Below are 26,578 nucleotides of genomic sequence, written 5' to 3'. Positions count from 1 at the left end.
CGCCACTTTACGCAGCGCTACCGGATCAGCAGCTGTAGTACAGCTCATATTCCAGTGGGTGTACGAAGGTGCGAACCTTGATTTCTTCTTCCGATTTCAGCGCGATGTAAGCGTCGATGAAGTCGTCGGAGAACACGCCGCCCTTGGTCAGGAACGCGCGGCCCTTGTCCAGCTCTTCCAGGGCTTCTTTCAGGCTGCCGCAAACCTGTGGGATCTCTTTCGCCTCTTCAGGCGGCAGATCGTACAGGTTCTTGTCGGCGGCATCGCCTGGGTGGATCTTGTTCTGGATACCGTCCAGGCCGGCCATCAGCAGCGCTGCGAAAGCCAGGTACGGGTTGGCAGCCGGATCCGGGAAGCGTGCTTCGATACGGCGGGCTTTCGGGCTCGACACGTAAGGAATACGGATCGAAGCGGAACGGTTGCGCGCCGAGTAGGCCAGCATTACTGGCGCTTCGAAGCCTGGCACCAGACGCTTGTAGGAGTTGGTCGCCGGGTTGGTGAAGCCGTTCAGGGCCTTACCGTGCTTGATGATGCCGCCGATGAAGTACAGAGCGGTATCGGACAGGCCGGCATAGCCTTCACCTGCGAAGGTGTTCTTGCCGTCTTTCCAGATCGACATGTGCACGTGCATGCCCGAACCGTTGTCGCCGTACAGTGGCTTCGGCATGAAGGTCGCGGTGCGGCCGTAAGCGTCGGCAACGTTGTGCACAACGTATTTCAGGGTCTGAACTTCGTCAGCCTTCTTCACCAGGGTGTTGAACTTGACGCCGATTTCGTTCTGGCCGGCAGTTGCCACTTCGTGGTGGTGAACTTCAACCGACTGACCCATTTCTTCCAGTGCGTTGCACATGGCGGTACGGATTTCGTGGTCGTGGTCGAACGGTGGAACCGGGAAGTAGCCGCCTTTCACGCCTGGACGGTGACCCTTGTTGCCGCCTTCGATGTCCTGGTCGGACATCCACGAACCTTGCTCGGAGTAGATCTTGAACATCGAGCCGGAGATGTCCGACTTGAATTTCACCGAGTCAAAGATGAAGAACTCAGGCTCTGGACCGGCGAATACGGTGTCACCGATACCGGTAGCTTTCAGGTGCTCTTCGGCGCGCTTGGCGATCGCACGTGGGTCGCGATCGTAGCCCTGCATGCTCGAAGGCTCGATGATGTCGCACACCAGGATCAGGGTTGGGTCTTCGGTGAACGGATCGAGTACGGCAGTTTCGTCGACCGGCATCAGGATCATGTCGGAGGCTTCGATGCCTTTCCAGCCGGAGATGGAGGAACCGTCGAACATCTTGCCGACTTCGAAGAAGTCGTCATCCAGCGCATCGCGAGCCGGCATGGTCACGTGGTGCTGAGTGCCTTTGGTGTCCGTGAAGCGCAGATCAATCCACTTGACGTCATGATCTTTGATGAGTTGAACCGACTTCGACATAGTGTCCTCCGGGTGAATTAGGGCGGGTAGTGGATGCCCTTAATAATGGTGATGCCGGCGCGAATACTCTGCCAAGGCAACCTGCCTCACAAGGGAGCAAATTGCATGCCAGTGCCCCAGCATGGGTTTTTTGCCCCAAATTCACGCTTATTAAGGCGTGCGAGGTACTGAATCGACAAATCCCGCCCCTTAATGTTGCGTTTAAATTCAGAAATGACCTGTTTTGGTGCAAGCAAAACCTTCTGCACATTAACTGGTTAAACCTTGAGCAATTTCCGCTATAATCCGCGCCCCCCTTTTTCGGCTGGCCGTTCGCGCGCTGTTTTCATGAAACTTATCGTAAAAGTCTTCCCCGAGATCACCATCAAAAGCCGACCTGTCCGGACGAAATTCATCCGCCAGTTGGCCAAGAACATCCGCACCGTGCTCCGTGACCTGGACCCGGCCGTGGTGGTGAACGGCGTGTGGGACAATCTCGAGCTGGAAACCCGCGTTACCGACGCCAAAGCCTTGAAAGAGATGGGCGAGCGCCTGACCTGCATGCCGGGCATCGCGCATTTTCTGCAGATCGACGAGTACCCGCTGGGCGACTTCGACGACATCACCGAAAAGTGCAAACAGCACTACGGCGATGCACTGGCCGGGAAGATTTTCTCGGTGCGCTGCAAGCGCGCAGGCAAGCATGCCTTCAGCTCGATGGACGTGGAAAAATACGTCGGCAGCAAGCTGCGTCGCGAGTGCGGTGCGGCCGGAATCGACCTGAAAGCGCCGGAAATCGAAGTCCGTATCGAAGTTCGCGACAAACGGTTGTTCGTGATTCACAGCCAGCACAACGGCATCGGCGGCTACCCGCTGGGTGCGCTGGAGCAGACGCTGGTATTGATGTCCGGCGGCTTCGATTCGACCGTGGCGGCTTACCAGATCATGCGTCGCGGCCTGATGGCGCACTTCTGCTTCTTCAATCTCGGCGGGCGTGCCCACGAATTGGGCGTGATGGAAGTCGCGCACTTCATCTGGAAGAAGTACGGCAGCTCGCAACGCGTGCTATTTGTCAGTGTGCCGTTCGAGGAAGTGCTGGGCGAAATTCTCGGCAAAGTCGATAACAGTCATATGGGCGTGGTTTTGAAGCGTATGATGTTGCGCGCCTCGTCCGAGATCGCCGAACGCCTGCACATCGATGCACTGGTGACCGGTGAAGCGATCTCCCAGGTGTCGAGCCAGACGCTGCCGAACCTGTCGGTGATCGACTGCGTGACCGACAAGCTGGTGCTGCGACCGCTGATCGTCGCGCACAAGCAGGACATCATCGACACCGCCAACGAGATCGGCACCGCCGATTTCGCCCGGCACATGCCGGAATATTGCGGCGTGATCTCGGTCAACCCCAAGACCGCCGCCAAGCGTGGCCGGGTTGAACACGAAGAGAAAGAATTCGACATGGCGGTGCTCGAGCGTGCGCTCGCCAACGCCAAACTGGTGCCTATCGATCGGGTGATCGACGAATTGGGCCAGGATTTGCAGATTGAAGAAGTCAGCGAAGCGCTGGCCGGTCAGATCGTCATCGACATCCGCCACCCGGATGCCGCCGAGGATGACCCGCTGGAACTCGCCGGCATAGAGGTACAGACGATGCCGTTCTATGCAGTGAACGCACGTTTCAAGGAACTGGACCCTACTCGCCAGTACCTGCTGTATTGCGACAAAGGCGTGATGAGTCGCCTGCATGCTCACCATTTGCTCAGTGAGGGGCATGCCAATGTGCGCGTTTATCGACCGAGCTAAGTGCCCGGGGCTGTTTGCCTGTGGCCTGCGTCACCGGCCCCCCGACACCGCCGTCAAGCTGTAACGGCCATGCCGGACACTACTGCTAATCGCTGCCATGACTTGTCAGCAAACCGAATCCTCTGATCGAGATACACAAGTGATCGAAAATCTACGCAACATCGCCATCATTGCCCACGTTGACCACGGTAAAACCACCCTGGTAGACAAACTCCTGCGTCAATCCGGCACCCTGGAGCGCAACGAGCTCAACGACGAGCGCGTGATGGACTCCAACGACCAGGAAAAAGAGCGCGGTATTACCATTCTGGCGAAGAACACCGCCATCAACTGGAACGGCTACCACATCAACATCGTGGACACCCCGGGCCACGCCGACTTCGGCGGCGAAGTTGAACGCGTAATGTCGATGGTCGACTCCGTTCTGCTGCTGGTTGACGCTCAGGACGGCCCTATGCCGCAAACCCGCTTCGTGACCAAGAAGGCTTTCGAAGCCGGCCTGCGTCCAATCGTGGTGATCAACAAGGTTGACCGTCCAGGCGCGCGTCCGGACTGGGTTCTGGACCAGATCTTCGACCTGTTCGACAACCTCGGTGCGACCGAAGAACAACTGGACTTCCAGGTTGTTTACGCTTCGGCCCTGAACGGCATTGCCGGTCTGGACCACACCGCCATGGGCGAAGACATGACCGCGCTGTACCAGGCGGTAGTCGACCACGTTCCGCCTCCGGCCGTTGACCGTGACGGTCCGTTCCAGATGCAGATCTCCGCTCTGGACTACAACAGCTTCCTGGGTGTTATCGGTGTTGGCCGTATCGCTCGCGGTCGCGTCAAGCCGAACACCCCGGTTGTCGCCATCAGCGCCGACGGCAAGCGCCGCAACGGTCGTATCCTGAAGCTGATGGGTCACCACGGTCTGCACCGCATTGACGTTGACGAAGCAGCAGCCGGCGACATCGTCTGCATCAGCGGCTTCGACGAGCTGTTCATCTCCGACACTCTGTGCGATATCAACACCGTCGAGGCGATGAAGCCGCTGACCGTTGACGAGCCAACCGTTTCCATGACCTTCCAGGTAAACGACTCGCCATTCTGCGGTAAAGAAGGCAAGTTCGTGACCTCCCGTAACATCAAGGATCGTCTGGACAAAGAGCTGCTGTACAACGTTGCACTGCGCGTTGAAGAAGGCGACTCGGCTGACAAGTTCAAGGTTTCCGGCCGTGGTGAGCTGCACCTCTCGGTACTGATCGAAACCATGCGTCGCGAAGGCTTCGAACTGGCCCTGGGCCGTCCTGAAGTGATCATCCGTGAAGTTGACGGCGTGAAGCAGGAACCGTTTGAAAACGTGACCATCGACATCCCTGAAGAATCCCAGGGCAAGGTCATGGAAGAGATGGGCCTGCGTAAGGGCGACCTGAGCAACATGGTGCCGGATGGCAAGGGCCGTGTACGTCTGGAATACAACATCCCTGCTCGCGGTCTGATCGGTTTCCGTAACCAGTTCCTGACCCTGACCAACGGTGCTGGCATCCTGACCTCGATCTTCGACCGTTACGCTCCAGTGAAGTCGGGCCACATGTCCGGCCGTCAGAACGGCGTTCTGGTTTCGGTTGAAACCGGCAAGGCACTGACCTACTCGCTGGAAACCCTGCAGGCTCGCGGCAAGCTGTTCGTAGAACACGGCCAGGAGATCTACAACGGTCAGATCGTTGGTCAGAACAGCCGCGACAACGACCTGGGTGTCAACCCAACCAAAGGCAAGAAGCTCGACAACATGCGTGCTTCGGGTAAAGACGAAACCATCGCTCTGGTACCACCGGTGAAGTTCACCCTGGAACAGGCTCTGGAATACATCCAGGAAGACGAGCTGTGCGAAGTCACGCCTAAGTCGATCCGTCTTCGCAAGAAGATCCTCGACGAAAGCGAGCGTACCCGCGCTGCCAAGAAAGCCAAGGCGTAATCCAGCCCTGGAATAAAAAACGCCCCCGGTCGCGAGACCGGGGGCGTTTTTGTTTGTCCGGGCTCAAAAGTCCCTCACCCTAGCCCTCTCCCGGAGGGAGAGGGGACTGACCGAGTTGTTCTTTGATTTTGCATCGACCTGAGTAATCGAATCGAACTCAGGTTTGGAAGCCGACAGAGATCGGCTCCCTCTCCCTCGGGAGAGGGCTGGGGTGAGGGGCTGGGGTTTAACGGCTACCCAAGAGCTCAGCGTCGCTCAGAAGCGCTCAATTGATCGGAAATTCTGCACCCGCTCGACTTCTTTCGGCTTGTAAGCGCAATACCCCGGCCGCGGGCCGATTTTCGGGTGGTTGCGGCAGGTGTCCGGGCGCTTGTCATAAATGGTGCACAGGCGCGTTTTACGATCCAGGTAATAGCAGTCGTTGTTGCTCATGCGCTGCAGGGTGAAGATTCCCGACTTCTGATTGAAGCGCTCGACCAGACCTTCCTTTTGCAGACGCTTGGCGATGTTCTTTGGCGGATCGCCCAGTTCGAACTCGTCGACCACACCGATGCGCACCAGATCCTTGATCTTCACTTCGACCGGCAGCGTGCAGCAGCTGGACATGCACGAGCCGCACATCGGTGCCGAATATTTGGCCCACGTATCGAGACGATCAATCTCGGCGGCGGCTATCAGGTTGGGCTTCATCATCGGGAGTTACCAGGCGTGTATGCATCAGGGCGCGCGATCATACCGGGAGCGGTGGAATTTTGAACAACCTTTCGCCGGATATTTTTGCAGCGGCCGCATTTTTCCCGACAGGACGGCACGGCCCCTGCATTCATTGGCTCATCCGCCAAGGTTATGTCGCACTGGCGCACAGTCCGCGCAAATACTGCCGAACCAGAGCCGTTACCGCCGGTCAGACCGTCTAGGCTCAGAAAATTCCCGCTCGCTCGAGGTCCTGTTGATGACTCAAGAACCACTAGTTCGCGAAGCAGAGGTGGCCGCGTTCCGCGACGCCGTCCTGACCAAACTCACCTACGCCGTGGGCAAAGACCCCGATCACGCCTTCGACCATGACTGGTTCGAAGCCATCGCCCTGGCTGCGCGTGATCACATGGTCGAACACTGGATGGACCACACCCGACAGATCTATCGCAAAGGCCAGAAGCGGGTTTATTACCTCTCGCTGGAATTTCTCATCGGCCGTTTGCTCTACGACAGCCTGAGCAACCTCGGCCTGCTCGATGTTGCCCGTGAAGCGTTGACCGAACTGGGCGTCGATCTGGAGCGCATCCGCCTGCTGGAGCCCGATGCGGCGCTCGGCAACGGCGGCCTCGGTCGTCTCGCGGCGTGCTTCATGGAAAGCATGTCGACCCTTGGCATCGCCGGCCATGGCTATGGCATTCGTTATGAGCATGGCTTGTTCCGTCAGGCGATTGTCGATGGCTGGCAACAGGAGCAGACCGAACACTGGCTGGATTTCGGCAACCCTTGGGAGTTCGAGCGTCCGGAAGTGGTGTACCCGATCGGCTTCGGCGGCAGCGTCGAAACCGTCACCGATGCCTCGGGCAAGACTCGTCAGGTCTGGTCGCCGGCGGAAACCGTGCGCGCGATTGCCTACGACACGCCGGTGGTCGGCTGGCGCGGGGCGAGCGTCAATACTCTGCGCCTGTGGCGTGCCCGCGCCATGGAAGACCTGCACCTGGAGCGCTTCAACGCCGGTGACCACCTGGGCGCCGTGGCGGAAGTGGCCCGCGCCGAAAGTATCTCCCGCGTCCTCTACCCGGCCGACAGCACCGAAGCCGGGCAAGAACTGCGCCTGCGTCAGGAATACTTCTTCGTCGCCGCCTCGCTGCAGGATCTGCTGCGCCGTCATCGCAACATGCACACCTCGGTGCTGACCCTCGGTGACCACGCGGCGATCCAGCTCAACGACACTCACCCCTCGATCGCCGTGGCCGAACTGATGCGCCAACTGGTCGACGTCTACGACGTGGCGTGGGACGCAGCATGGCAAGTCACCGTCGACACGCTGTCGTACACCAACCACACGCTGCTGCCTGAAGCGCTGGAAACCTGGCCGGTGGGCCTGATGGAACGCATGCTGCCGCGGCACATGCAGATCATTTATCTGATCAACGCGCAGCACATCGATTCGCTGCGGGCCAAGGGCATTCATGACTTCGACGTGTTGCGCGCGGTGTCGCTGATCGAAGAAGACAACGGCCGCCGGGTGCGCATGGGCAACCTCGCGTTCCTCGGTTCGCACAGCGTCAACGGCGTGTCCGGTCTGCACACGCAACTGATGCGCAAAACCGTATTCGCCGAACTGCACAAGCTCTATCCGGAGCGGATCAACAACAAAACCAACGGCATCACCTTCCGCCGCTGGCTGTATCAGGCCAACCCGGAACTGACCTCGATGCTGGTCGATGCCCTCGGCCCGGACGTGCTCGACCATCCCGAAGAGCGCCTGCTCGAACTCGAGCCGTTCGCCGAGAAAACCGCGTTCCGCAAAGCCTTCGCCGAGCAGCGTTTGCACAGCAAGAAGGCGTTGGCGTACCTGATTCACGAACGCCTGGGGATCGCGGTCAACCCGGCGGCGATGTTCGACGTGCAGGTCAAACGTATCCACGAATACAAGCGTCAATTGCTCAACCTGCTGCACACTGTGGCGTTGTACCAGGCGATTCGTGCCGAGCCGGAAGTCGACTGGGTGCCACGGGTGAAGATCTTCGCCGGTAAAGCGGCGGCGAGTTATCACCAGGCCAAGCTGATCATCAAGCTGACCAATGACATTGCTCGGGTGGTGAACAACGATCCGACCGTGCGTGGCCTGCTGAAAGTGGTGTTCCTGCCCAACTACAACGTCAGCCTGGCCGAGAGCATCATCCCGGCAGCGGACTTGTCCGAGCAGATTTCCACCGCCGGTTTCGAGGCGTCAGGCACCAGTAACATGAAGTTCGGCCTCAACGGCGCGCTGACCATCGGCACCCTCGACGGCGCCAACGTGGAGATGTGCGAGCGTATCGGCGCCGAGCACATGTTCATCTTCGGCCTCAGCGCGCAACAGGTTGAAGCGCGCAAGCAGAACCACGAGTTCAGCGCCGTACCCGACATCGCTGCCTCCCATCGTTTGAACGATGTACTGCAAGCGATTCGCAGCGGTGTGTTCTCGCCGGACGATACCTCGCGTTACACCGGCCTGATCGACTCGTTGATCGACTATGACCGCTTCCTGGTCTGCGCCGACTTCGACTCCTACTGGGAAGCGCAGAAGCGTGTCGATGCGCACTGGCATGACTCGCAGAACTGGTGGCGTTCGGCGGTGCTCAACACCTCGCGGATGGGCTGGTTCTCTTCCGACCGGACGATTCGCGAGTACGCCACGGATATCTGGAAAGCGCTGGAGTAACTTTCCGCAACAAATCTGCGCAGGGCCCAACGTTTGTTGGGCCGGATCGATATACTGAGCGCCGGTTAAAAGGCATCAATCACCGCCATCCCCTGTGGGAGCGAGCCTGCTCGCGAAGCGATCGTCGACTTAAACAGAAATGTTGGCTGACAATCCGCCTTCGCGAGCAGGCTCGCTCCCACAAGGTTTGTGCCTAGACTGAAGCCATCGCCGGACTCGCCCCGTCTCGGGGCTGCTTAGGGATATCGACCATGCAATGGATGTTCATGTTGATCGGGCTGGTGCTCGGTGGGCTGCTTGACGAGTCTGTCAGTGGCGCGCTGTTGGGTGCGCTGCTGGGGCTGGTCATCGGCCAGGCGCTACGCATTGCGCGCCTTGGTTCGCAGGCGGCGGAGCAGCAGCGCCAACTCGAGCAGGTGCGCGAAGCCTTGCAAGGCGTGGCTCAGCGGCTGTTTGTGCTGGAGGGTTTGCCCTCGCATGCGCCCGCGCCGCCACCTGAAGCCGAGCCAGTCGCCGCACCCGTCGACGTGGCTGAGCAGGCTGCCCTGACCCCTGAACTGATCTGGGAACTGCCTCCCGAACTCGAACCGATTTCCGCCGTCGCCCGCGAAACCAGCCAGCCGCTGCCGGCCGATGTCTGGCGCGCCGAACCGGCTCCCGTTGCACCACCGCAAAAACCCGCCGAACCCCGTGGCCCGAACCTGATCGAACGCGGCATCGGCGCTGCGCGCAACTGGCTGTTTGGCGGCAATACAGTGCTGCGCGTCGGTGTGGTGCTGCTGTTTTTCGGTCTGGCGTTTTTACTGCGTTACGCCACCGAAGGCATGGTGGTGCCGATCGAGTTGCGTTACGCCGGCGTCGCGGCAGCGGCGTTGGCTCTGCTTGCGCTGGGCTGGTGGTTGCGCCGACGCAACAGCAACTATGCATTGATGCTGCAAGGCACCGGGATCGCGGTGTTGTACCTGACGGTGTTTGCGGCGATGCGTTTGCATCCGTTGCTTGATCCGTCCGCTGCACTCGGTTTGCTGGTCGCGGTGACGGTGTTCTCGGCCATTCTGGCGATTACCCAGGACGCGCTGGGGTTGGCCGCAGCGGCAGCGTTGGGCGGTTTCGCCGCGCCGATTCTCACCTCTACAGGCGAAGGCAATCACGTCGCACTGTTCAGTTATTTCGCCTTGCTCAACGCAGGCATTCTCGCCATCGCCTGGTTCAAGGCCTGGCGCCTGCTCAACCTGATCGGTTTTGTCGGCACCTTCGGTATCGGATTCGCCTGGGGCCTGCGCTCCTACACACCGGAATTGCTGTGGAGCACCGAGCCGTTCCTGATTGTGTTTTTCCTCATGTACCTCGCCATCGGCCTGCTGTTCGCCCGGCGCAAATTGCGCGACCTGCAGGATGCTCCGGCGGAGGCTGATCGCGAGGCGCTGCTGCAATGGTCTGCACGCAAGGGTGATTATGTCGACGGCACCATGCTGTTCGGCCCGCCGATCATTGGCTTCGGTTTGCAGTTTGCGTTGGTCCAGCACCTCGAATTCGCGGCGGCGTTCAGCGCGTTGGCGCTGGGCATGATCTATATGGCGCTGGCCAAAGTTTTGATGGGCGGGCGCGCGATGCTGCTGGGCGAAACCTGCCTGGCGCTGGGAGTGATTTTCGCCAGCCTGGCGATTCCGCTGGGGCTCGATGCGCGCTGGACTTCTGCGGCGTGGGCCGTGGAAGGCGCGGGAATTTTCTGGCTCGGGTTGCGTCAGCATCGACCGTTTGCCCGGGCCTTTGCCTTACTGCTGCAACTGGGTTCGGCACTGGCGTTTCTCAGCCAGTTGCAGCTCGGCGACAGCAGCCTGCTCGACGGCGCACCGCTGGGCGCACTGATGCTCGGGCTTGCGCTGCTGTTCAGTTTCGATCAATTGCGCAAGGCTACGCCTGAGCAGACTTCGCCGTGGGAGCGCCAGGGTCTTCCGGTGCTGGCATGTCTGGGCCTGACTTTCCTCTATCTGCTGGCACCGTTGTTCCTGTTCATTCAGGGCACGGCGATCAGTTGGGCGTTGGCCGGTTTGGTAACGTTGTTTGTCGGACTGCGGATTCAATCGCGCACGTTCCTGTTCACTGCGTTCGGTGTTCAGCTACTTGGTGGCGCGTTGTTCCTGCTGCGTCTGCAAAGTGCCGGCGAAGATTCTGCGGCGGTATTCAGTGCGGGCTGGAGCGGTTTGCTCAGTGCGTCCTTGATCGGTCTGGCCTTGATTGGCGGCATGCTGCTGGCGGCGCGGGATGAGATGGTGCGCGGCGATGTGCGCCTGCTGCGTGGCTTGTCGGTGGTGCTGCTGGCCGGCTTGGTGCTGATCAATCTGGCGGTGCTGTTCGTGCTGCCGTGGCAAACCGCGAGTGCAGTGTGGGCGGCCAGCGGTTTGCTGATCATCTGGCTGAGCCTGTACCTGCAACAGCGTCTGAGTTTCGTTTTCGGGCTGCTGTTGCAACTGGTCGGCGGCGCGGCGTTTCTGCTCGCCGGCCCTGAATGGCTCGGGCCGCTGTCCAGCGAAGGGCTGAAACCGCTGGCCCATGGCGGCTTCTGGACGCCGCTGGTGCTCGGTTTGGCAGCGATGATCGGTGCGTGGCGCTTGCAACTGGGCAACCACGCCTCGGCGTTCGATGCCTTGAGTTTGCAACGCTTGTCGCACGTGCTGCTGGTCTGGGGCGCCGCTTGGTGGGCGCTGGCGTGGGTCAGCGAAGTGCTGCGGTTTGCTTCGCCGAATCTGCATGGCACGTTGTTGCTGTTGGTCGCGGCGAGCAGTGTAGCGCTGTGGACACTGTTGTCGCTGCGCCTGAAATGGCCGGCGCTGGGGTTGCTCTGCACCTTGCTGACTCCGACGGCAGCGCTGGTGTTGCTCAGCGCGTGGCATGCGCGCTATCACCCGGCCGCCGACTTCGGTTGGCTGGCATGGCCGGTACTGTTCGCGGTGCATTTCTTCAGCCTGCGCCGCTTGGCGTCGATGTTGCCGGCGCGGGCCTTGAGCGCGGCCCATGTACTCGGTTGCTGGCTGCTGATCGGCGTGCTGGCGCTGGAGCTGCGTTACGGCCTGCTGCTGTTGTCCGAGCAATACAACGCGTGGCGCTGGCTGGGCTGGGCGATTCTGCCGAGCCTGTATCTGCTGCTGATGGCTGCTCACCGTACGTGGCCGTGGCCGGTGGCCGCATTTGCCCGCGAGTACCGCTTGTATGCGGCGGCACCGCTGGCGGTGTTGATGCTGGCGTGGTTCTGGCTGGCCAATGGCGTCAGCGATGGCAATGCCGAACCGTTGCCCTATGTGCCGCTGCTCAACCCGTTGGAGTTGGGCCTGTTGTTCGCGCTGTTCGGCGTTTATGTCTGGTCGCGCAGCGCCGTTGCACAACTGTCGATCCGTAAGGACTACGCCGACCATGCCACGCAACTGATCGCCGGGGTTTCGCTGTTCGCCTTCTGCACCGCGCTGGTCACTCGCGCCGCGCATCACTGGGCCGGTATTCCGTTCGAGCTTGATCAACTGCTCGCGTCGATGCTGGTGCAGGCCGGCCTGTCGATCGTCTGGACGTTGATGGCGCTGGGGCTGATGATCGGCGGCCATCTGCGCCATCGCCGCGAAGTGTGGCTGATCGGCGCGGCACTGATTGCGCTGGTGGTGGCCAAACTGATTTTTGTCGAACTGAGCAACCGTGGCGGCCTCGCCCGGATCGTCTCGTTTATCGGTGTCGGCGTATTGCTGCTGGTGGTCGGCTACTTCGCGCCGCTGCCACCCAAACGCGTCGAGGCCGAACCGGCGGCGGACAAACCCGCGCCGGAAACCGAAGGAGTTGCATCTTGAGTCGCATGCTGAATCTGGGGTGGTTGGCGCTGGGCGTGGTGATGGTCGCTGGCGCTCAGGAAAAACCGGCGGACTTCGCCACGCAAGTGCCGTTGACGGTGAGCGGCAATGGCCCGTGGTATCGCCTCGACCTGCCGCTGAGCGCGCAATTGCAGGCGCGCCAGACCGATCTCGGCGACCTGCGTGTGTTCAACGCCGCCGGCGAAGCGCAGGCCTATGCCTTGGCTCGCGAATCGGCGCAGACCCGCGACGACGGCAAGCTGCATGAGGTCAAGTGGTTCCCGCTGTACAACGCCGCCGATGCCAGCGAGCGCGCGCCGAACGTGCGCGTGCAGTCGACCACCAACGGCACACTGGTCGAAGTGCAACCGTCCTCGCAACTGGAGGCCGGCGAAGAAGTGCTGCGCGGCTGGCTGCTCGATGCCAGCGCGATCAAGGCGCCATTGCAGCAGTTGGTCCTCGACTGGACCAGCGAGCGCGACGGTTTCCAGCGTTTCAGCATCGAGGCCAGCGACGATCTGCAGCACTGGCAGGCATGGGGCGAGGGCCAGGTGGCACGGCTGACCTTTTCCGATGAGCGCATCGAACAGCACGAAGTGACTTTGCCGGGGCAGACCGCGCGCTATGTGCGCCTGTTGTGGGAGTCGCCGGGTTCGGCGCCCGTCCTGACGTCGGCGCAATTGAAAAGCAGCGACCCGCGCAACCTGCCGCTGCCTTTGGTGTGGTCGCCCAGCGTGGCCGGCAGCAGCAGCAAATCCGGGGAATACACCTGGCAGTTGCCGATGGGGCTGAATGTCGAGCGGGTGCAGGTTGAGCTGAAACAGCCGAACAGTCTGGCGCCGGTCACGTTGGCTGGTCGACGTGAAAGCAACTTGCCGTGGCAGCCACTGAGCAGCGGTTTGCTGTATCGCCTGAGCCAGAACAATCAGGATGTGGTGCAGAACGAAATCCCGCTGTCCGGGCAGACCGTGCAGCAACTCAAGCTGACCGTGGATGAGCGCGGCGGCGGGTTGGGTGAGCAGGCGCCGGACCTGAAATACGCAGTGCGCGCCACGCAAGTGATCTTCCTCGCCCGGGGCGACGGGCCGTACAGCCTGGCCTTGGGCAATGCCACGGTGAAAACGGCGAACCTGCCGCTGGCAACGTTGATTCCGGATTTCAAGCCAGAAAAACTGGCGAGCCTGGGCAAGGCAACGGTGCAGGGCGAAGCGCTGGCCACGCAGACCTCGACGGCTACCACGGCTGCGGTGGCCGGAACCAATTGGAAGAAACTCGGCTTGTGGGCGGTGTTGTTGCTCAGTGTGGTGTTTCTCGGGGCGATGGCGTTCAGCCTGTTGCGCAAGCCGCCTGCCAATACCTGAGCATGGCGGCGCTTTGCGCCGTTCGCGAGCGGGCTCGCTCCCACAATGGAATGCATTGCCCTGTGGGAGCGAGCCTGCTCGCGAAAGCGCCCGGGCAGACACTGAAAATCTTCAGTCGCTCATGCCGAACCGAACTACGCTCAACCCGACACCTGAACTCTGCACCGACAATCACGTCTCATACAGGCAAATACACCCAGGCGCACGTTAGCCGGCGTCTTCGCTCGCTAGGTTTTCAGACTCCCTGTAAACTGCGCGGGTTTTCCGCCCCCCATTCCACCGGAGCCGTCCATGTCCCGCGTTACCTTGAGTCGCTATTTGATTGAGCAGACCCGCAGCAACAACACTCCTGCCGATCTGCGCTTTTTGATCGAAGTGGTGGCGCGTGCCTGCAAGGAGATCAGCCACGCCGTGTCCAAAGGCGCTCTGGGTGGTGTTCTGGGCAGCATGGGCACCGAGAACGTGCAAGGCGAAGTGCAGAAGAAGCTCGACGTGCTGTCGAACGAGATCCTGCTCGAAGCCAACGAATGGGGCGGTCACCTGGCCGGTATGGCGTCCGAAGAAATGGACAACGCCTACCAGATCCCGGGCAAATACCCGAAAGGCGCGTACCTGCTGGTGTTCGACCCACTGGATGGCTCGTCGAACATCGACATCAACGCCCCGGTCGGCACGATCTTCTCGGTACTGCGTTGCCCGAACGAATACCTGAGCCAGAACGAGCCGCTGAACGAAAAAGCCTTCCTGCAGCCAGGCACCCAGCAAGTGGCCGCCGGTTACGCCATCTACGGCCCGCAGACCATGCTGGTGCTGACCCTGGGCGACGGCGTCAAAGGCTTCACCCTCGATCGTGAAATGGGCAGCTTCGTCCTGACTCACGAAGACATCACCATTCCTGAAACCACTCAGGAATTCGCCATCAACATGTCCAACCAGCGTCACTGGGAAGCCCCGGTGCAGCGCTATGTCGGCGAGCTGCTGGCCGGTGAAGAAGGCCCGTTGAAGAAGAACTACAACATGCGTTGGGTCGCGGCGATGGTTGCCGACGTACACCGCATTCTGACCCGTGGCGGTCTGTTCATGTACCCGCGCGACAGCCGCGAGCCGTCGAAACCGGGCAAGCTGCGCCTGATGTATGAAGCCAACCCGATGTCGTTCCTTGTCGAACAAGCCGGCGGCGCGTCCACCGACGGTCACCAGCGCATTCTCGACATCCAGCCGGAAGGCCTGCACCAGCGCGTTGCAGTGTTCCTCGGTTCGAAAGAAGAAGTCGCCCGCGCCACGGCTTACCACAAGGAATAAACCATGCACGCGCCCTGGCAGCCGTTGCTCGACTGGTGGTTCGGACACGCCGAATCAGCCAGCGAAGTAGCGGCCGAAAAGGGCAAGTTGTGGTTCGGCAAGCGAAACAGCCAGGACCTCGAAGCGCAGACGCGCTTCGGGGTCTTTGTCGATCAGGCCCTGGCCGGCGAATTGACCGAGTGGACGCAATGTCCCGAAGGCTGGCTGGCGGTGGTGCTGTTGCTTGATCAACTGCCGCGCATGATCTATCGCGATACCCCCAAAGCCTTTTCCGGTGATCTGCGCGCACAGAAGCTCGTCGCGCAAGGCATTGCAGCGGATTTCGATCGGCAGTTGAAACCGATTCAGCGGGTATTCATTTATCTGGTATTCGAACACTGCGAAAACCTCGCAGTGCAGAACGAAGCCGTTTCCAGATTTATTGAATTGGTGGCTGAACAGCCAGAGTCGGAGCGGGCGGTGTTTGCCGATAACCTGGACTATGCCGAGCGGCATCGGAAGGTGATTGCGCAGTTTGGCCGGTTTCCGCATCGCAATGCGGTGTTGGGGCGGGAGTCTACGGCTGAAGAGTTGGTATTTCTTTCCAAACCTGGATCACGGTTCTAGTTTGCTGGGCTGGATCCAGTTCATCTAGCTCAAGAAATACGTCTTCAGCGTTTGTATAGTTTCCTCGATCGATTTCCTCGCTACCCAGCGCAAGGATTGCCAATAATGTGATTTGATCTGGATGAACCCCGTTGTGTTTCTTGTTCATCTGGCAAATTCCCGATGTTTATATTGAAGACATTCTGCGTGATGCAGGCCGCTTTCGCGAGCAGGCTCGCTCCCACAGGATTTGGTGGTGCACTCAAATTGTGTAACCACCGGAGATCCCTGTGGGAGCGAGCCTGCTCGCGAGGAAGCCTGAGGCCGCGGCTTAGATCCTGAAGCTGCCGACCAGATGCTTCAACCGCGCGGCTTGCTGCTCAAGATCCGAACACGCGCGCAATGTCGCCTGCAAGTTCTCCACGCCTTCCTGGTTCAGCGTGTTGATCTCGTTGATATCAACGTTGATCGACTCGACCACGGCTGTCTGTTCTTCGGTCGCGGTGGCCACCGACTGGTTCATGCCGTCGATTTCGCCGATGCGCTGGGTCACGCTGCCCAGACGCTCGCCGGCCTGGTTGGCGATGCCGACGCTGCTTTCGCTCTCACGCTGGCTCTCGGTCATGATGGTCACCGCCTGACGTGCGCCGACCTGCAGCTCTTCGATCATCTTCTGCACTTGCTGCGCCGAATCCTGGGTGCGGTGGGCTAGATTGCGGACCTCATCGGCGACCACGGCGAAACCACGCCCGGCCTCACCGGCACGCGCGGCTTCGATGGCGGCGTTGAGTGCGAGCAGGTTGGTCTGCTGGGAAATGCTGGTGATCACTTCGAGAATCTGACCGATGTTCACCGTGTTGCTGTTAAGCGTTTCGATGTTGCCGCAGGAGTCGCTGATCTTCGCCGAGAGTTGCTGCATGGCTTGAATGGTTTTATCCACGACCTGCTGGCCATCGACCGCCAGGCTGCGCGCGTCGCTGGAATGCTGCGAGGCGAGGGCGGCGTTCTGGGCGATTTCCTGAGCGGCGGCGCCGAGCTGATTGATCGCGGCGGCGACGCTGTTGGTGCGGCTGGCCTGCTGGTCTGAGTTGTACATCGACGAGTTCGATGCAGCGACCACACGCAGGGCGACTTCGTTGACCTGGCCGGTGGCCGAGGACACTTCGCGGATCGACGTATGAATGCGTTCGACGAAGCGGTTGAACGACGTACCCAGTGCGCCGAATTCATCGTTGCCGTGAATCACCAGACGCTTGGTCAGGTCGCCTTCGCCTTCAGCGATGTCATGCATCGCGCGGCCCATGGTCAGAAGTGGCTGCATCAGCACGCGAATCAGCATGCCGAGCAGGCCGATGATGATCAGCACGGCGATGACCATGGCGATCAGTGCCGAGGTGCGGAATTCGCTGAGCATCGAGAATGCGGTGTCTTTGTCGAGCACCAGTGCCACGTACCAGTCAGCCGAAGGCACGCCGTTGACGCGAGTGAAGGAAATCAACTGGGTTTTGCCGTCGAACTCGACTTCTTTCAAGCCCGGACTGACTTGAGGCGCGCCGTTCGGATAGGCCTCGGCGAGGGTCTTGAGCACCAGTTTGCTGTCCGGGTGAATCAGGATCTTGCCTTCGGCGCTGACGATGAACGCATGACCGTGGCCGCCGAAGTTCAGCGAGTTGATGATCGCGCTGACGCTGGTCAGATCGATGTCGGCCCCGGCCACGCCAAGCATCTGGCCTTGACGCTGCACCGGCGTGGCCACAGTGATGACCAGTTTGCCCGACGAAGCGGCGATGTACGGTTCGGTGACGATGGTCTGCTGCGCGCTGTTGGCCGCTTTGTACCAGCCGCGAGCGCGCGGGTCGTAGTCCGGCGCACGGTTGCCGGCAGGCACCGAGAACATCACGCCGTCGGCGCCGCCAAAATAGCTGAGCTGGAAATTGCCGGTGTAGGCGGGCAGGTCGATGATGCGCTTGAGGCTGGTGGGCGCGTTGCCGTCGACGGCGACTTGCTGCGACAGCGATTGCAGCAGTTGAATGCGACTTTCCAGCCAGGTCTGGATGTTGCTGGTGGTCAGGCTGCCCAGCTCCTGCATCGTCGCTTCGGTGCTGCTGCTCAAGGCCTGACGCTGGCGATAGTCGTTGAAGAAGATGAAACAGGCGAACGCAACGGCCACCACGAGGGCAGCAGCCAGCAAAATCTTGTGGCTGAATTTCATGTTTCTGGTCATCGAATGAACTACCGCGAAGGGGCTGGTCAAGAAAGGGCGGCAATTTGCCATATTCGGCAGCGTTGCGCTGCTCTTATTTTCGACCGCGCCGCGCCAAAGATTAGGCGTTTGCAGGGAAAGTCGACGAAATGCTCGACGGCTTCACAAAGTTTTTGATTTACCGAAAAAAGCCAGACGGGCGGGCTGATAAATAGACGTTCGGTCACGGAACCAGATGACACTTTCCTCTTCTAAGCTTCTGGTTGGCACCATGCCATCCCCCCTCGTTCCAGGAGTTTCACCATGTCGCTGCGATCTATCGCCCTGCTGTCGTTTTGCGTGCTGTTGGCCGCATGCAGCAAGGTCAATCAGGAAAACTACTCCAAGCTCTCGGCCGGCATGGCCAAGTCCGAAGTGGAAACCCTTCTCGGCAAGCCCACCGATTGCTCGGGCGCGCTCGGTATGTCCAGCTGCACCTGGGGCGACAAGAACAGCTTTATCAGCGTGCAATACGCCGGTGACAAAGTGCTGATGTTTTCCGGCCAAGGCCTGAAGTAAACCGGGGCTTCGCGCCCACGGAGAAAAAAATGAAGCGGTTATTGCTGATCCTTTTTGCTGGCCTGGTACTGGCTGGCTGCGCCACTTCCGGCGTCGACCCGTTGGCGCCCAAGACCGTCAACAGCGTCAATCTCAAGCGTTATCAGGGCACCTGGTATGAACTGGCACGCTTGCCGATGTTCTTTCAGCGCCACTGCGCGCAATCCGAAGCCCACTACACCCTCAAGCCTGACGGTAATGTCGGCGTGCTCAATCGCTGCCTGACTCCGGAGTGGCAATGGGAAGAAGCCAAGGGCACGGCTTATCCACAAGTGCCGGGCAAGACCGACAAGCTCTGGGTCGAATTCGATAACTGGTTCTCGCGCCTGGTGCCGGGTGTGGCAAAGGGCGAGTACTGGGTGTTGTACGTCAGCGACGATTACAAGACCGCCATCGTCGGCGATCCGAGTCGCAAGTACCTGTGGCTGCTGTCACGCACGCCGACCGTCAACGGTGTAGTGCGCGAAGAATTGCTGAGCAAGGCGCGTCAGCAGGGTTACGACACTACGCGCCTGATCTGGCGCGCGTCGGATCGGCAGATGGCCAAGACCTCTAATTAAGCCGCTATACAAATCAAATGTGGGAGCGAGCCTGCTCGCGAAGAGGGTGTATCAGTCGACATGAATATTGACTGATACACCGCGTTCGCGAGCAGGCTCGCTCCCACAGTTTGGTTTTGGCTCAGCCCAAGAGATCGCGCAGGACCCGGGTGAAGGCTCGGGCGCTGTCCTCTTCGCCGGCGTGCCGGCCATCGCGCACCACCCACTGACCATTGACCAGCACATCGCGCACCTGGCGATCGCCTCCGGCGAACAACCAGCGATTCAGAATCCCGTCGCCATTGGCAGTCGCCAGATATGGATCGTTGCCATCGAGCACAATCCAGTCCGCGCGCTTGCCCATTTCCAGCGCGCCGATCGGCTGCCCCAGTGCCTGTGCGCCGCCGTCCAGCGCCGCTTCATACAGGGTGCGCCCGACCATCGGCTGGTCCGCGCCATACAAGCGATTACGCCGCTGATCACGCAGGCGCTGGCCATATTCCAGCCAGCGCAATTCCTCCACCACGCTCAGCGACACATGGCTGTCGGAGCCAATGCCCATGCGCCCGCCCTGGGCAAGAAAGTCCACCGCCGGGAAAATTCCGTCGCCCAGATTCGCTTCAGTGGTCAGACACAGCCCGGCGATCGCGCGACTGTTGGCCATCAGCGTGACTTCTTCCGGGTTGGCGTGGGTGGCGTGGATCAGACACCAGCGCTGATCGACTTCAGCGTTCTCGTAGAGCCATTGCAACGGACGGCGACCGCTCCAGCTCAGGCAATCGTCGACTTCTTTCTGCTGCTCGGCGATGTGGATGTGCACCGGGCATCGCTTGTCACTGGCCGCCAACACTTCGCTGATCTGCTGCGGCGTCACCGCACGCAACGAGTGGAAACACAGGCCCAGCGATTGCGCCTTTTGCTGCGCCAGTAAAGGCTGCAAACGCGCTTGCAGATTCAGATAGTTTTCAGTGCTGTTGATAAAGCGACGCTGGCCATCATTTGGCGTCTGCCCGCCGAAACCGGAGTGGCTGTAAAGGACCGGCAGCAGGGTCAGACCGATTCCGCTTTCGCTGGCGGCCTGACTGATGCGCAAGGCCAGCTCGGCCGGATCGGCGTACGGTTGGCCGTTGCTGTCGTGGTGCACATAGTGAAATTCGGCGACCGAGGTGTAACCGGCCTTGAGCATTTCGATGTACAGCTGACGGGCGATGATGCCGAGCTGATCGGGGCTGATTTTTCCGACGAGGCGGTACATCAGATCGCGCCAGGTCCAGAAACTGTCGTTGGGGTTGCCGGCCACTTCGGCCAATCCAGCCATGGCGCGCTGGAAGGCGTGAGAGTGCAGGTTGGGCATCCCCGGCAGCAACGGCCCGCGCAGCCGTTCGGCGCCGTCTGCGCTGGAATCGGCCTGGATTCGGGTCAACAGGCCATCGGCGCTGACCTCGAGACGTACATTGTTGGCCCATCCCTCAGGCAGCAGTGCGCGTTCGGCAAAGAAGGCGGACATCGTTCGGCACCCCATCGTGTGTTATTTGTATATACATATACAGACGTTTGCCTGCCCGGTAAACTCCGGCAAGCTAGTCACTTTCATCCAATGAACAGGGATCAACCGTGCCGACTCCGCCTCCAGTTTCTCCGTTGGCCGCGAACATGGGCGACAGTCCGGCGCCTTTGTACGCCCGCGTCAAACAGATGATCACACAGCAGATCGACAGCGGTAACTGGCCGCCGCACTACCGCGTGCCGTCCGAAAGCGAGCTGGTCAGCCAGCTCGGCTTCAGCCGCATGACCATCAACCGCGCCCTGCGCGAGATGACCGCCGACGGCCTGCTGGTGCGCATGCAAGGCGTGGGCACGTTTGTCGCCGAACCGAAGAGCCAGTCTGCGCTGTTCGAAGTGCACAACATCGCCGATGAAATCGCCTCGCGCGGCCATCGCCACACCTGCCAGGTCATCACCCTCGAAGAAGAGGCCGCTGGCTCCGAGCGCGCGCTGGCGCTGGACATGCGCGAAGGCCAGAAGGTCTTCCACTCGCTGATCGTGCATTACGAAAACGACATTCCGGTGCAAATCGAAGACCGTTTCGTCAACGCCCTGGTCGCCCCGGAATACCTCAAGCAGGATTTCACCCTGCAAACGCCCTACGCCTATCTCAATCAGGTCGCGCCGCTGACCGAAGGCGAGCACGTCGTTGAAGCGATTCTTGCCGAGCCGTCGGAGTGCAAGTTGCTGCAGATCGAAAAGGGCGAGCCGTGCCTGCTGATTCGTCGACGTACGTGGTCGGGGCGTCAACCGGTGACGGCGGCGCGTTTGATCCACCCGGGTTCGCGTCATCGTCTGGAAGGGCGCTTTCATAAATGAATTATCAAGTGAAGGTTCTACGCGCCGAAGGCTACCCGCGCATGCCGTGGAAAAACGGCGGCGGCAGTACCGAGGAAATCACCCGTGATGCCGGCGCTGGCCTGGACGGTTTCGGCTGGCGTCTGTCGATCGCCGACATCACCGAATCAGGCGGTTTCTCGACATTTGCCGGATACCAGCGAGTCATCACTGTGTTGCAGGGCGACGGCATGACCTTATGCGTCGACGGTGACGATACCCGGCCATTGTTACCCTTGGACCCGTTTGCTTTCAGCGGCGAAAGCCAAGTGTCCTGCACCTTGCTCGGCGGTGCGATTCGCGACTTCAATCTGATCTACGCGCCGCAACGTTACCGCGCGCGATTGCAGTGGCTGGACGGCGAGCAGCGGTTCTTCAGCTCGACATCAACGCTGCTGGTGTTCAGTGTCAGTGAGCGGATGGACGCGCGTGTTGGCGACGGCGTTTCGCAGCTCGGTCGGCATGATTGCCTGCAACTGGACGGTAACAGTGGGCTGGTCGAAGTCTCCACCAACGCCGCATGCTGCGTGATCGAACTCCTTCAGAACTGAACACACCCCTGTGGCGAGGGATTTATCCCCGCTGGGCTGCGCAGCAGACCGCCTTTTTAATCAAGAATGGGGCCGCTTCGCGACCCAGCGGGGATAAATCCCCTCGCCACCAAAGCCATCCCCACTCTTGTTTCCCTTCACGCACCAACTTGTTACCGAACGCCCCAGCGTGGCGCAAAACCCCTGCTCACGCCGCTAAGCCCCGCCTCCCTCAAATACACCTCAGAAAAATTTCATCCACGCCAGAACCCCCGATTCAGGCGCTCTACAGCCTCGCCCATGATTTTTCTTGAACGCCGATCCAACAAGTTGGCCGCTTGATTGCATATGCTTGTATGTACAAGTAAAGACGTATGCGTATGAGTCGGTCGAGACTCTCCGCAGCGTCCACTGATTCGCTTGTCGCGCAGCACAGCGCGCAGGCTGCTGCCCACTGCCAGGGTTGGTTTGAATTGATCGCTGAGGAGTCTTTTTCGTGACTGACAATACCCAGAACAGCAACAAGTTTCGTGACGTGCAGATCCGCGCCGCACGCGGTAACACGCTGACCGCCAAGAGCTGGCTGACTGAAGCGCCGCTGCGCATGTTGATGAACAACCTCGACCCGGAAGTCGCCGAGAACCCGAAAGAATTGGTGGTCTATGGTGGCATCGGCCGCGCTGCGCGGAACTGGGAGTGCTACGACAAGATCGTTGAAAGCCTGACTAATCTGAACGACGACGAAACCCTGCTGGTGCAGTCGGGCAAGCCGGTCGGCGTATTCAAGACTCATAGCAACGCGCCGCGCGTGCTGATCGCCAACTCCAACCTGGTGCCGCACTGGGCGAGCTGGGAACACTTCAACGAACTCGACGCCAAAGGCCTGGCCATGTACGGCCAGATGACCGCCGGCAGCTGGATCTACATCGGCAGCCAGGGCATCGTTCAGGGCACCTACGAAACCTTCGTCGAAGCCGGGCGCCAGCATTACAACGCTGACCTCAAGGGTCGCTGGGTGTTGACGGCCGGCCTCGGTGGCATGGGCGGCGCACAACCGCTGGCCGCCACTCTGGCCGGCGCCTGCTCGCTGAACATCGAATGCCAGCAGGTCAGCATCGATTTCCGCCTGAAAAGCCGTTACGTCGATGAGCAAGCCAAAGACCTCGACGACGCTTTGGCGCGCATCGACAAATACACCAAAGAAGGCAAAGCGATTTCCATCGCTCTCCTGGGCAACGCGGCGGAAATCCTGCCGGAGCTGGTCAAGCGTGGCGTGCGCCCGGACATGGTCACCGACCAGACCAGCGCCCACGATCCGCTCAACGGCTACCTGCCGGCCGGCTGGAGCTGGGACGAATACCGCGCCCGCGCCAAGACCGAACCGGCCGTTGTGATCAAAGCCGCCAAGCAGTCGATGGCGGTGCACGTCAAAGCCATGCTCGAGTTCCAGAAGCAGGGCATCCCGACTTTCGACTACGGCAACAACATCCGTCAGATGGCCCAGGAAGAAGGCGTCGAAAATGCTTTCGATTTCCCGGGCTTCGTGCCGGCCTACATCCGTCCGCTGTTCTGCCGTGGCATCGGCCCGTTCCGTTGGGCGGCGCTGTCGGGTGATCCGCAGGACATCTACAAAACCGACGCCAAGGTCAAAGAGCTGATCCCCGACGACGCGCATTTGCACAACTGGCTGGACATGGCCCGCGAGCGCATCAGCTTCCAGGGTCTGCCGGCGCGTATCTGCTGGGTCGGTCTGGGCCAGCGCGCCAAGCTCGGTCTGGCCTTCAACGAAATGGTCCGTAGCGGAGAGCTGTCGGCCCCCGTGGTGATCGGTCGCGACCACCTCGACTCCGGCTCGGTGGCCAGTCCCAACCGCGAAACCGAATCGATGCAGGACGGTTCCGACGCCGTGTCCGACTGGCCGCTGCTCAACGCGCTGCTGAACACCGCCAGCGGCGCGACCTGGGTGTCGCTGCACCACGGCGGCGGCGTCGGCATGGGCTTCTCGCAGCATTCGGGGATGGTGATCGTTTGCGACGGTACTGACGAAGCCGCCGAGCGCATCGCTCGCGTGCTGCACAACGACCCGGCGACTGGCGTCATGCGCCATGCCGATGCCGGTTACCAGATCGCCATCGACTGTGCGAAAGAGCAGGGGCTGCATCTGCCGATGATCACTGGCGGGTAACACGCTCTGGTTTTATGTGGGAGCGAGCCTGCTCGCGAAGGCGTCGTGTCAGTCGCTACTGCTGTGACTGATACACCCGATTCGCGAGCAGGCTCGCTCCCACAGAGGAATTTCAGTGAACCCGAATAGCAATCCACAGAGGTTGAATCATGGCGGTTAACAACGAACGTGCAGGCAGTACCCCGTTGATCGAAAGGCGTTCGATCGACTACATCCCGGAAGCGGAAAGACACGGTCGTCTGTTCAGCCAGTTCACCCTGTGGATGGGCGCCAACCTGCAGATCACCGCGATCGTCACCGGGGCCTTGGCGGTGGTGCTTGGCGGTGATGTGTTCTGGTCGTTGATCGGTCTTTTGATCGGCCAACTGCTCGGCGGTGGTGTGATGGCGCTGCATGCCGCGCAGGGACCGAAACTGGGCTTGCCGCAGATGATCTCCAGTCGCGTGCAATTCGGCGTTTATGGCGCAGCGATTCCGATCGTGCTGGTGTGTCTGATGTACCTGGGTTTCACCGCCACCGGGACAGTGCTCTCCGGGCAGGCGCTGGGGCAGTTGTTCGGTGTCAGCGACAGTGTAGGTATCCTTATTTTCGCCAGTGTCATCGTGCTGGTCACAGTGCTCGGCTATCGGGTGATCCACTGGATCGGCCGCGTCGCCAGCGTGATTGGCGTGATCGCTTTTGTGTTCCTGTTCTGGCGGCTGATGAGCCAGACCGACGTCGGTGCGCTCCTGCAGATTCGTCATTTCAGCTGGAGCAGTTTTCTGCTGGCGGTGTCGCTGGCGGCGTCCTGGCAGATCGCTTTCGGCCCGTATGTAGCGGACTACTCGCGATACCTGCCGAGCGCCACTTCATCGGTGAAAACCTTTTTCGCCGCCGGTGCCGGCTCGGTGATCGGCGCCCAGGTGGCGATGATCCTCGGCGTGTTTGCCGCCGCTTCGGCCAATGGTCAATTCGCCGGTCACGAAGTCGCTTACATCGTTGGTTTAGGCGGTACCGGCGCCACTGCCGCGCTGCTGTATTTCAGCATCGCGTTCGGCAAGGTGACCATCTCGACGCTGAACTCCTACGGCAGCTTCATGTGCATCGCCACCATCATCAGTGGCTTCAAAGGGCACCTGACGGTTACCCGCATGCAGCGGCTGGTGTTCGTGCTGTTCATCGTCGGCGCGGCGACGCTGATCGCGCTGCTCGGGCAGCACTCGTTCCTCGGTGCGTTCAAGTCGTTCATCCTGTTTCTGCTCGCCTTCTTCACCCCGTGGAGCGCGATCAATCTGGTCGACTACTACTGCATCACCCGCGAGCGTTACGACGTGCCGGCGCTGGCAGATCCGAACGGCCGCTACGGCCGCTGGAACCTGCTCGGCATCAGCGTCTATGTGTTCGGCGTGCTGGTGCAGTTGCCGTTCATCTCGACCAAGTTCTACACCGGGCCGCTGGTGGCAGCTCTGGGCGATGTCGACATTTCCTGGATCATCGGCCTGGTTCTGCCGGCCGCCGTCTATTACTTCTGCGCAAAGAAATGGCACAGCGCAGTGCCCGATCGCCTGATTCTGCCGCTCGAGCAGAACAGCACCCTACAAGCAAAAACGAGAGGGGCCGGTCGCGCAGCGGCGCAGGCCTGATCTGGACGTGGACCAGGCTGGATGCCTCTTGAACTGCCGTAAGCCCATTCATGATTAGGAGCGTCACGACAATGAAATCGAACAAGACCCTGCTGACCACATTGCTGTCCATGGGCCTGTTGGCCAGTGCCGGTGCGACGCAAGCCGCCGGCTGGTGCGAATCGGGCAAACCGGTGAAATTCGCCGGGCTGAACTGGGAAAGCGGCATGCTCCTGACCGACGTTATGCAAGTGGTGCTGGAGAAAGGTTACGGCTGCAAGACCGACAGCCTGCCGGGCAATTCCATCACCATGGAAAACGCCCTGAGCAGCAATGATATTCAGGTGTTCGCCGAAGAGTGGGTCGGCCGCAGCGAGGTCTGGAACAAGGCCGAGAAGGCCGGCAAGGTCGTCGGTGTCGGCGCGCCGGTAGTGGGCGCGATCGAGGGCTGGTACGTGCCGCGCTATGTGATCGAAGGCGACGCCAAGCGCAAGCTCGAGGCGAAAGCCCCGGACCTGAAAAACATCGCTGACCTGGGCAAGTATTCCGCCGTGTTCAAGGACGCCGAAGAGCCGGCCAAGGGCCGCTTCTATAACTGCCCGGCCGGTTGGACCTGCGAGCTCGACAACAGCGAAATGCTCAAGCGCTACGGTCTGGAAAACAGCTACACCAACTTCCGCCCTGGCACCGGCCCTGCGCTGGATGCGGCAGTGCTGTCGAGCTACAAGCGTGGCGAGCCGATCCTCTTCTACTACTGGTCGCCGACCCCGCTGATGGGCCAGATCGACGCGGTCAGACTTGAAGACAAAGCACAAAGCGACAAGAGCATCAGCATCAAGGTCGGCCTGTCGAAAACCTTCCACGACGAAGCCCCGGAACTGGT

Annotated in this window: 18 protein-coding genes; 14 read left to right on the top strand and 4 right to left on the bottom strand. The window is 60.6% G+C overall.

The window, feature by feature from the left end:
* Positions 1–25 precede the first annotated feature (25 nt).
* Positions 26–1,432: a type I glutamate--ammonia ligase gene (glnA, locus tag D6877_RS26500; RefSeq protein WP_016772104.1), complete on the bottom strand. Its 1,407-nt coding sequence runs from the start codon at positions 1,430–1,432 to the stop codon at positions 26–28.
* A 327-nt stretch (positions 1,433–1,759) separates the two neighbouring features.
* Here glnA and thiI point away from each other — a divergent pair, with 327 nt between their 5' ends.
* Both thiI and typA read left to right on the top strand, forming a co-directional pair.
* Entirely contained in the window at positions 1,760–3,214 is a 1,455-nt protein-coding gene (gene thiI / locus D6877_RS26490; protein ID WP_130912624.1) for a tRNA uracil 4-sulfurtransferase ThiI, read from the top strand.
* A 139-nt stretch (positions 3,215–3,353) separates the two neighbouring features.
* Positions 3,354–5,174: a translational GTPase TypA gene (typA, locus tag D6877_RS26485; protein WP_130912623.1), complete on the top strand. Its 1,821-nt coding sequence runs from the start codon at positions 3,354–3,356 to the stop codon at positions 5,172–5,174.
* Between the two features lie 255 nt (positions 5,175–5,429).
* Here the strand turns inward: typA and D6877_RS26480 are convergent, their stop codons facing one another.
* On the bottom strand, positions 5,430–5,867 hold the full coding sequence (locus tag D6877_RS26480; protein WP_130887632.1) for a YkgJ family cysteine cluster protein: 438 nt from the start codon (positions 5,865–5,867) through the stop codon (positions 5,430–5,432).
* A gap of 259 nt (positions 5,868–6,126) precedes the next feature.
* Between D6877_RS26480 and D6877_RS26475 the strand changes: the two genes are divergently transcribed.
* From D6877_RS26475 to D6877_RS26455, 5 genes are all read left to right on the top strand, one after another.
* The gene (locus tag D6877_RS26475; protein WP_129998296.1) at positions 6,127–8,577 is read left to right on the top strand and encodes a glycogen/starch/alpha-glucan phosphorylase; all 2,451 of its coding nucleotides are present in this window, start codon (positions 6,127–6,129) and stop codon (positions 8,575–8,577) included.
* A gap of 251 nt (positions 8,578–8,828) precedes the next feature.
* Positions 8,829–12,410 carry a DUF2339 domain-containing protein gene (locus D6877_RS26470; protein ID WP_130912622.1) on the top strand — a complete coding sequence of 1,194 codons (3,582 nt, stop codon included), beginning with the start codon at positions 8,829–8,831 and terminating at the stop codon, positions 12,408–12,410.
* Positions 12,407–13,771 (top strand): DUF3999 domain-containing protein, encoded by a 1,365-nt coding sequence (locus D6877_RS26465; protein WP_130912621.1) that lies wholly within the window; start codon positions 12,407–12,409, stop codon positions 13,769–13,771. The genes D6877_RS26470 and D6877_RS26465 overlap by 4 nt, the downstream gene beginning before the upstream one ends.
* 291 nt (positions 13,772–14,062) lie before the next feature.
* On the top strand, positions 14,063–15,073 hold the full coding sequence (locus D6877_RS26460) for a class 1 fructose-bisphosphatase (protein ID WP_039756611.1): 1,011 nt from the start codon (positions 14,063–14,065) through the stop codon (positions 15,071–15,073).
* 3 nt (positions 15,074–15,076) lie between these two features.
* On the top strand, positions 15,077–15,679 hold the full coding sequence (locus D6877_RS26455) for a DUF924 family protein (protein ID WP_130912620.1): 603 nt from the start codon (positions 15,077–15,079) through the stop codon (positions 15,677–15,679).
* A gap of 310 nt (positions 15,680–15,989) precedes the next feature.
* Here D6877_RS26455 and D6877_RS26445 read toward each other — a convergent pair whose 3' ends face one another.
* The gene (locus D6877_RS26445; RefSeq protein WP_206663002.1) at positions 15,990–17,882 is read right to left on the bottom strand and encodes a methyl-accepting chemotaxis protein; all 1,893 of its coding nucleotides are present in this window, start codon (positions 17,880–17,882) and stop codon (positions 15,990–15,992) included.
* A 282-nt stretch (positions 17,883–18,164) separates the two neighbouring features.
* Here D6877_RS26445 and D6877_RS26440 point away from each other — a divergent pair, with 282 nt between their 5' ends.
* Complete coding sequence (locus tag D6877_RS26440) at positions 18,165–18,419, top strand: hypothetical protein (RefSeq protein ID WP_016772095.1); 255 nt, start codon at positions 18,165–18,167, stop codon at positions 18,417–18,419.
* Between the two features lie 29 nt (positions 18,420–18,448).
* Entirely contained in the window at positions 18,449–19,018 is a 570-nt protein-coding gene (locus D6877_RS26435) for a lipocalin family protein (RefSeq protein WP_110602125.1), read from the top strand.
* A 121-nt stretch (positions 19,019–19,139) separates the two neighbouring features.
* Here D6877_RS26435 and D6877_RS26430 read toward each other — a convergent pair whose 3' ends face one another.
* Positions 19,140–20,504: a formimidoylglutamate deiminase gene (locus tag D6877_RS26430; protein WP_130912618.1), complete on the bottom strand. Its 1,365-nt coding sequence runs from the start codon at positions 20,502–20,504 to the stop codon at positions 19,140–19,142.
* Positions 20,505–20,650: 146 nt separating this feature from the next.
* On the opposite strand from D6877_RS26430, the gene hutC reads away from it, so the two are divergent.
* The 5 genes from hutC to D6877_RS26405 all read left to right on the top strand — a co-directional run.
* On the top strand, positions 20,651–21,361 hold the full coding sequence (hutC, locus tag D6877_RS26425; protein WP_162803449.1) for a histidine utilization repressor: 711 nt from the start codon (positions 20,651–20,653) through the stop codon (positions 21,359–21,361).
* Positions 21,358–21,930 carry a HutD family protein gene (locus D6877_RS26420; protein WP_130912617.1) on the top strand — a complete coding sequence of 191 codons (573 nt, stop codon included), beginning with the start codon at positions 21,358–21,360 and terminating at the stop codon, positions 21,928–21,930. The genes hutC and D6877_RS26420 overlap by 4 nt, the downstream gene beginning before the upstream one ends.
* A 475-nt stretch (positions 21,931–22,405) precedes the next feature.
* Positions 22,406–24,094 carry a urocanate hydratase gene (hutU, locus tag D6877_RS26415; RefSeq protein ID WP_130912616.1) on the top strand — a complete coding sequence of 563 codons (1,689 nt, stop codon included), beginning with the start codon at positions 22,406–22,408 and terminating at the stop codon, positions 24,092–24,094.
* A 149-nt stretch (positions 24,095–24,243) separates the two neighbouring features.
* Positions 24,244–25,716 (top strand): cytosine permease, encoded by a 1,473-nt coding sequence (locus D6877_RS26410; RefSeq protein WP_130912615.1) that lies wholly within the window; start codon positions 24,244–24,246, stop codon positions 25,714–25,716.
* 71 nt (positions 25,717–25,787) lie between these two features.
* Positions 25,788–26,578 (top strand): glycine betaine ABC transporter substrate-binding protein (locus tag D6877_RS26405; RefSeq protein ID WP_241662956.1); only part of this gene is annotated, 791 nt, incomplete at its 3' end.

The organism is Pseudomonas sp. Sample_9, from assembly GCF_004307535.1.
GTDB classification, from domain to species: domain Bacteria; phylum Pseudomonadota; class Gammaproteobacteria; order Pseudomonadales; family Pseudomonadaceae; genus Aquipseudomonas; species Aquipseudomonas mercuritolerans.
Note: the sequence above shows the minus strand (reverse complement) of the source record. Positions and strands in the feature narration are given on the sequence as shown.

Excerpts from the sequence above, each read along its gene's own strand:
- glnA (WP_016772104.1), bottom strand. The coding sequence starts at position 1,432 with ATGTCGAAGTCGGTTCAACTCATCAAAGATCATGACGTCAAGTGGATT.
- thiI (WP_130912624.1), top strand. The coding sequence starts at position 1,760 with ATGAAACTTATCGTAAAAGTCTTCCCCGAGATCACCATCAAAAGCCGA.
- D6877_RS26480 (WP_130887632.1), bottom strand. The coding sequence starts at position 5,867 with ATGATGAAGCCCAACCTGATAGCCGCCGCCGAGATTGATCGTCTCGAT.
- D6877_RS26475 (WP_129998296.1), top strand. The coding sequence starts at position 6,127 with ATGACTCAAGAACCACTAGTTCGCGAAGCAGAGGTGGCCGCGTTCCGC.
- D6877_RS26470 (WP_130912622.1), top strand. The coding sequence starts at position 8,829 with ATGCAATGGATGTTCATGTTGATCGGGCTGGTGCTCGGTGGGCTGCTT.
- D6877_RS26460 (WP_039756611.1), top strand. The coding sequence starts at position 14,063 with ATGTCCCGCGTTACCTTGAGTCGCTATTTGATTGAGCAGACCCGCAGC.
- D6877_RS26455 (WP_130912620.1), top strand. The coding sequence starts at position 15,077 with ATGCACGCGCCCTGGCAGCCGTTGCTCGACTGGTGGTTCGGACACGCC.
- D6877_RS26445 (WP_206663002.1), bottom strand. The coding sequence starts at position 17,882 with ATGACCAGAAACATGAAATTCAGCCACAAGATTTTGCTGGCTGCTGCC.
- D6877_RS26440 (WP_016772095.1), top strand. The coding sequence starts at position 18,165 with ATGTCGCTGCGATCTATCGCCCTGCTGTCGTTTTGCGTGCTGTTGGCC.
- D6877_RS26435 (WP_110602125.1), top strand. The coding sequence starts at position 18,449 with ATGAAGCGGTTATTGCTGATCCTTTTTGCTGGCCTGGTACTGGCTGGC.
- D6877_RS26430 (WP_130912618.1), bottom strand. The coding sequence starts at position 20,504 with ATGTCCGCCTTCTTTGCCGAACGCGCACTGCTGCCTGAGGGATGGGCC.
- hutC (WP_162803449.1), top strand. The coding sequence starts at position 20,651 with ATGGGCGACAGTCCGGCGCCTTTGTACGCCCGCGTCAAACAGATGATC.
- D6877_RS26420 (WP_130912617.1), top strand. The coding sequence starts at position 21,358 with ATGAATTATCAAGTGAAGGTTCTACGCGCCGAAGGCTACCCGCGCATG.
- D6877_RS26410 (WP_130912615.1), top strand. The coding sequence starts at position 24,244 with ATGGCGGTTAACAACGAACGTGCAGGCAGTACCCCGTTGATCGAAAGG.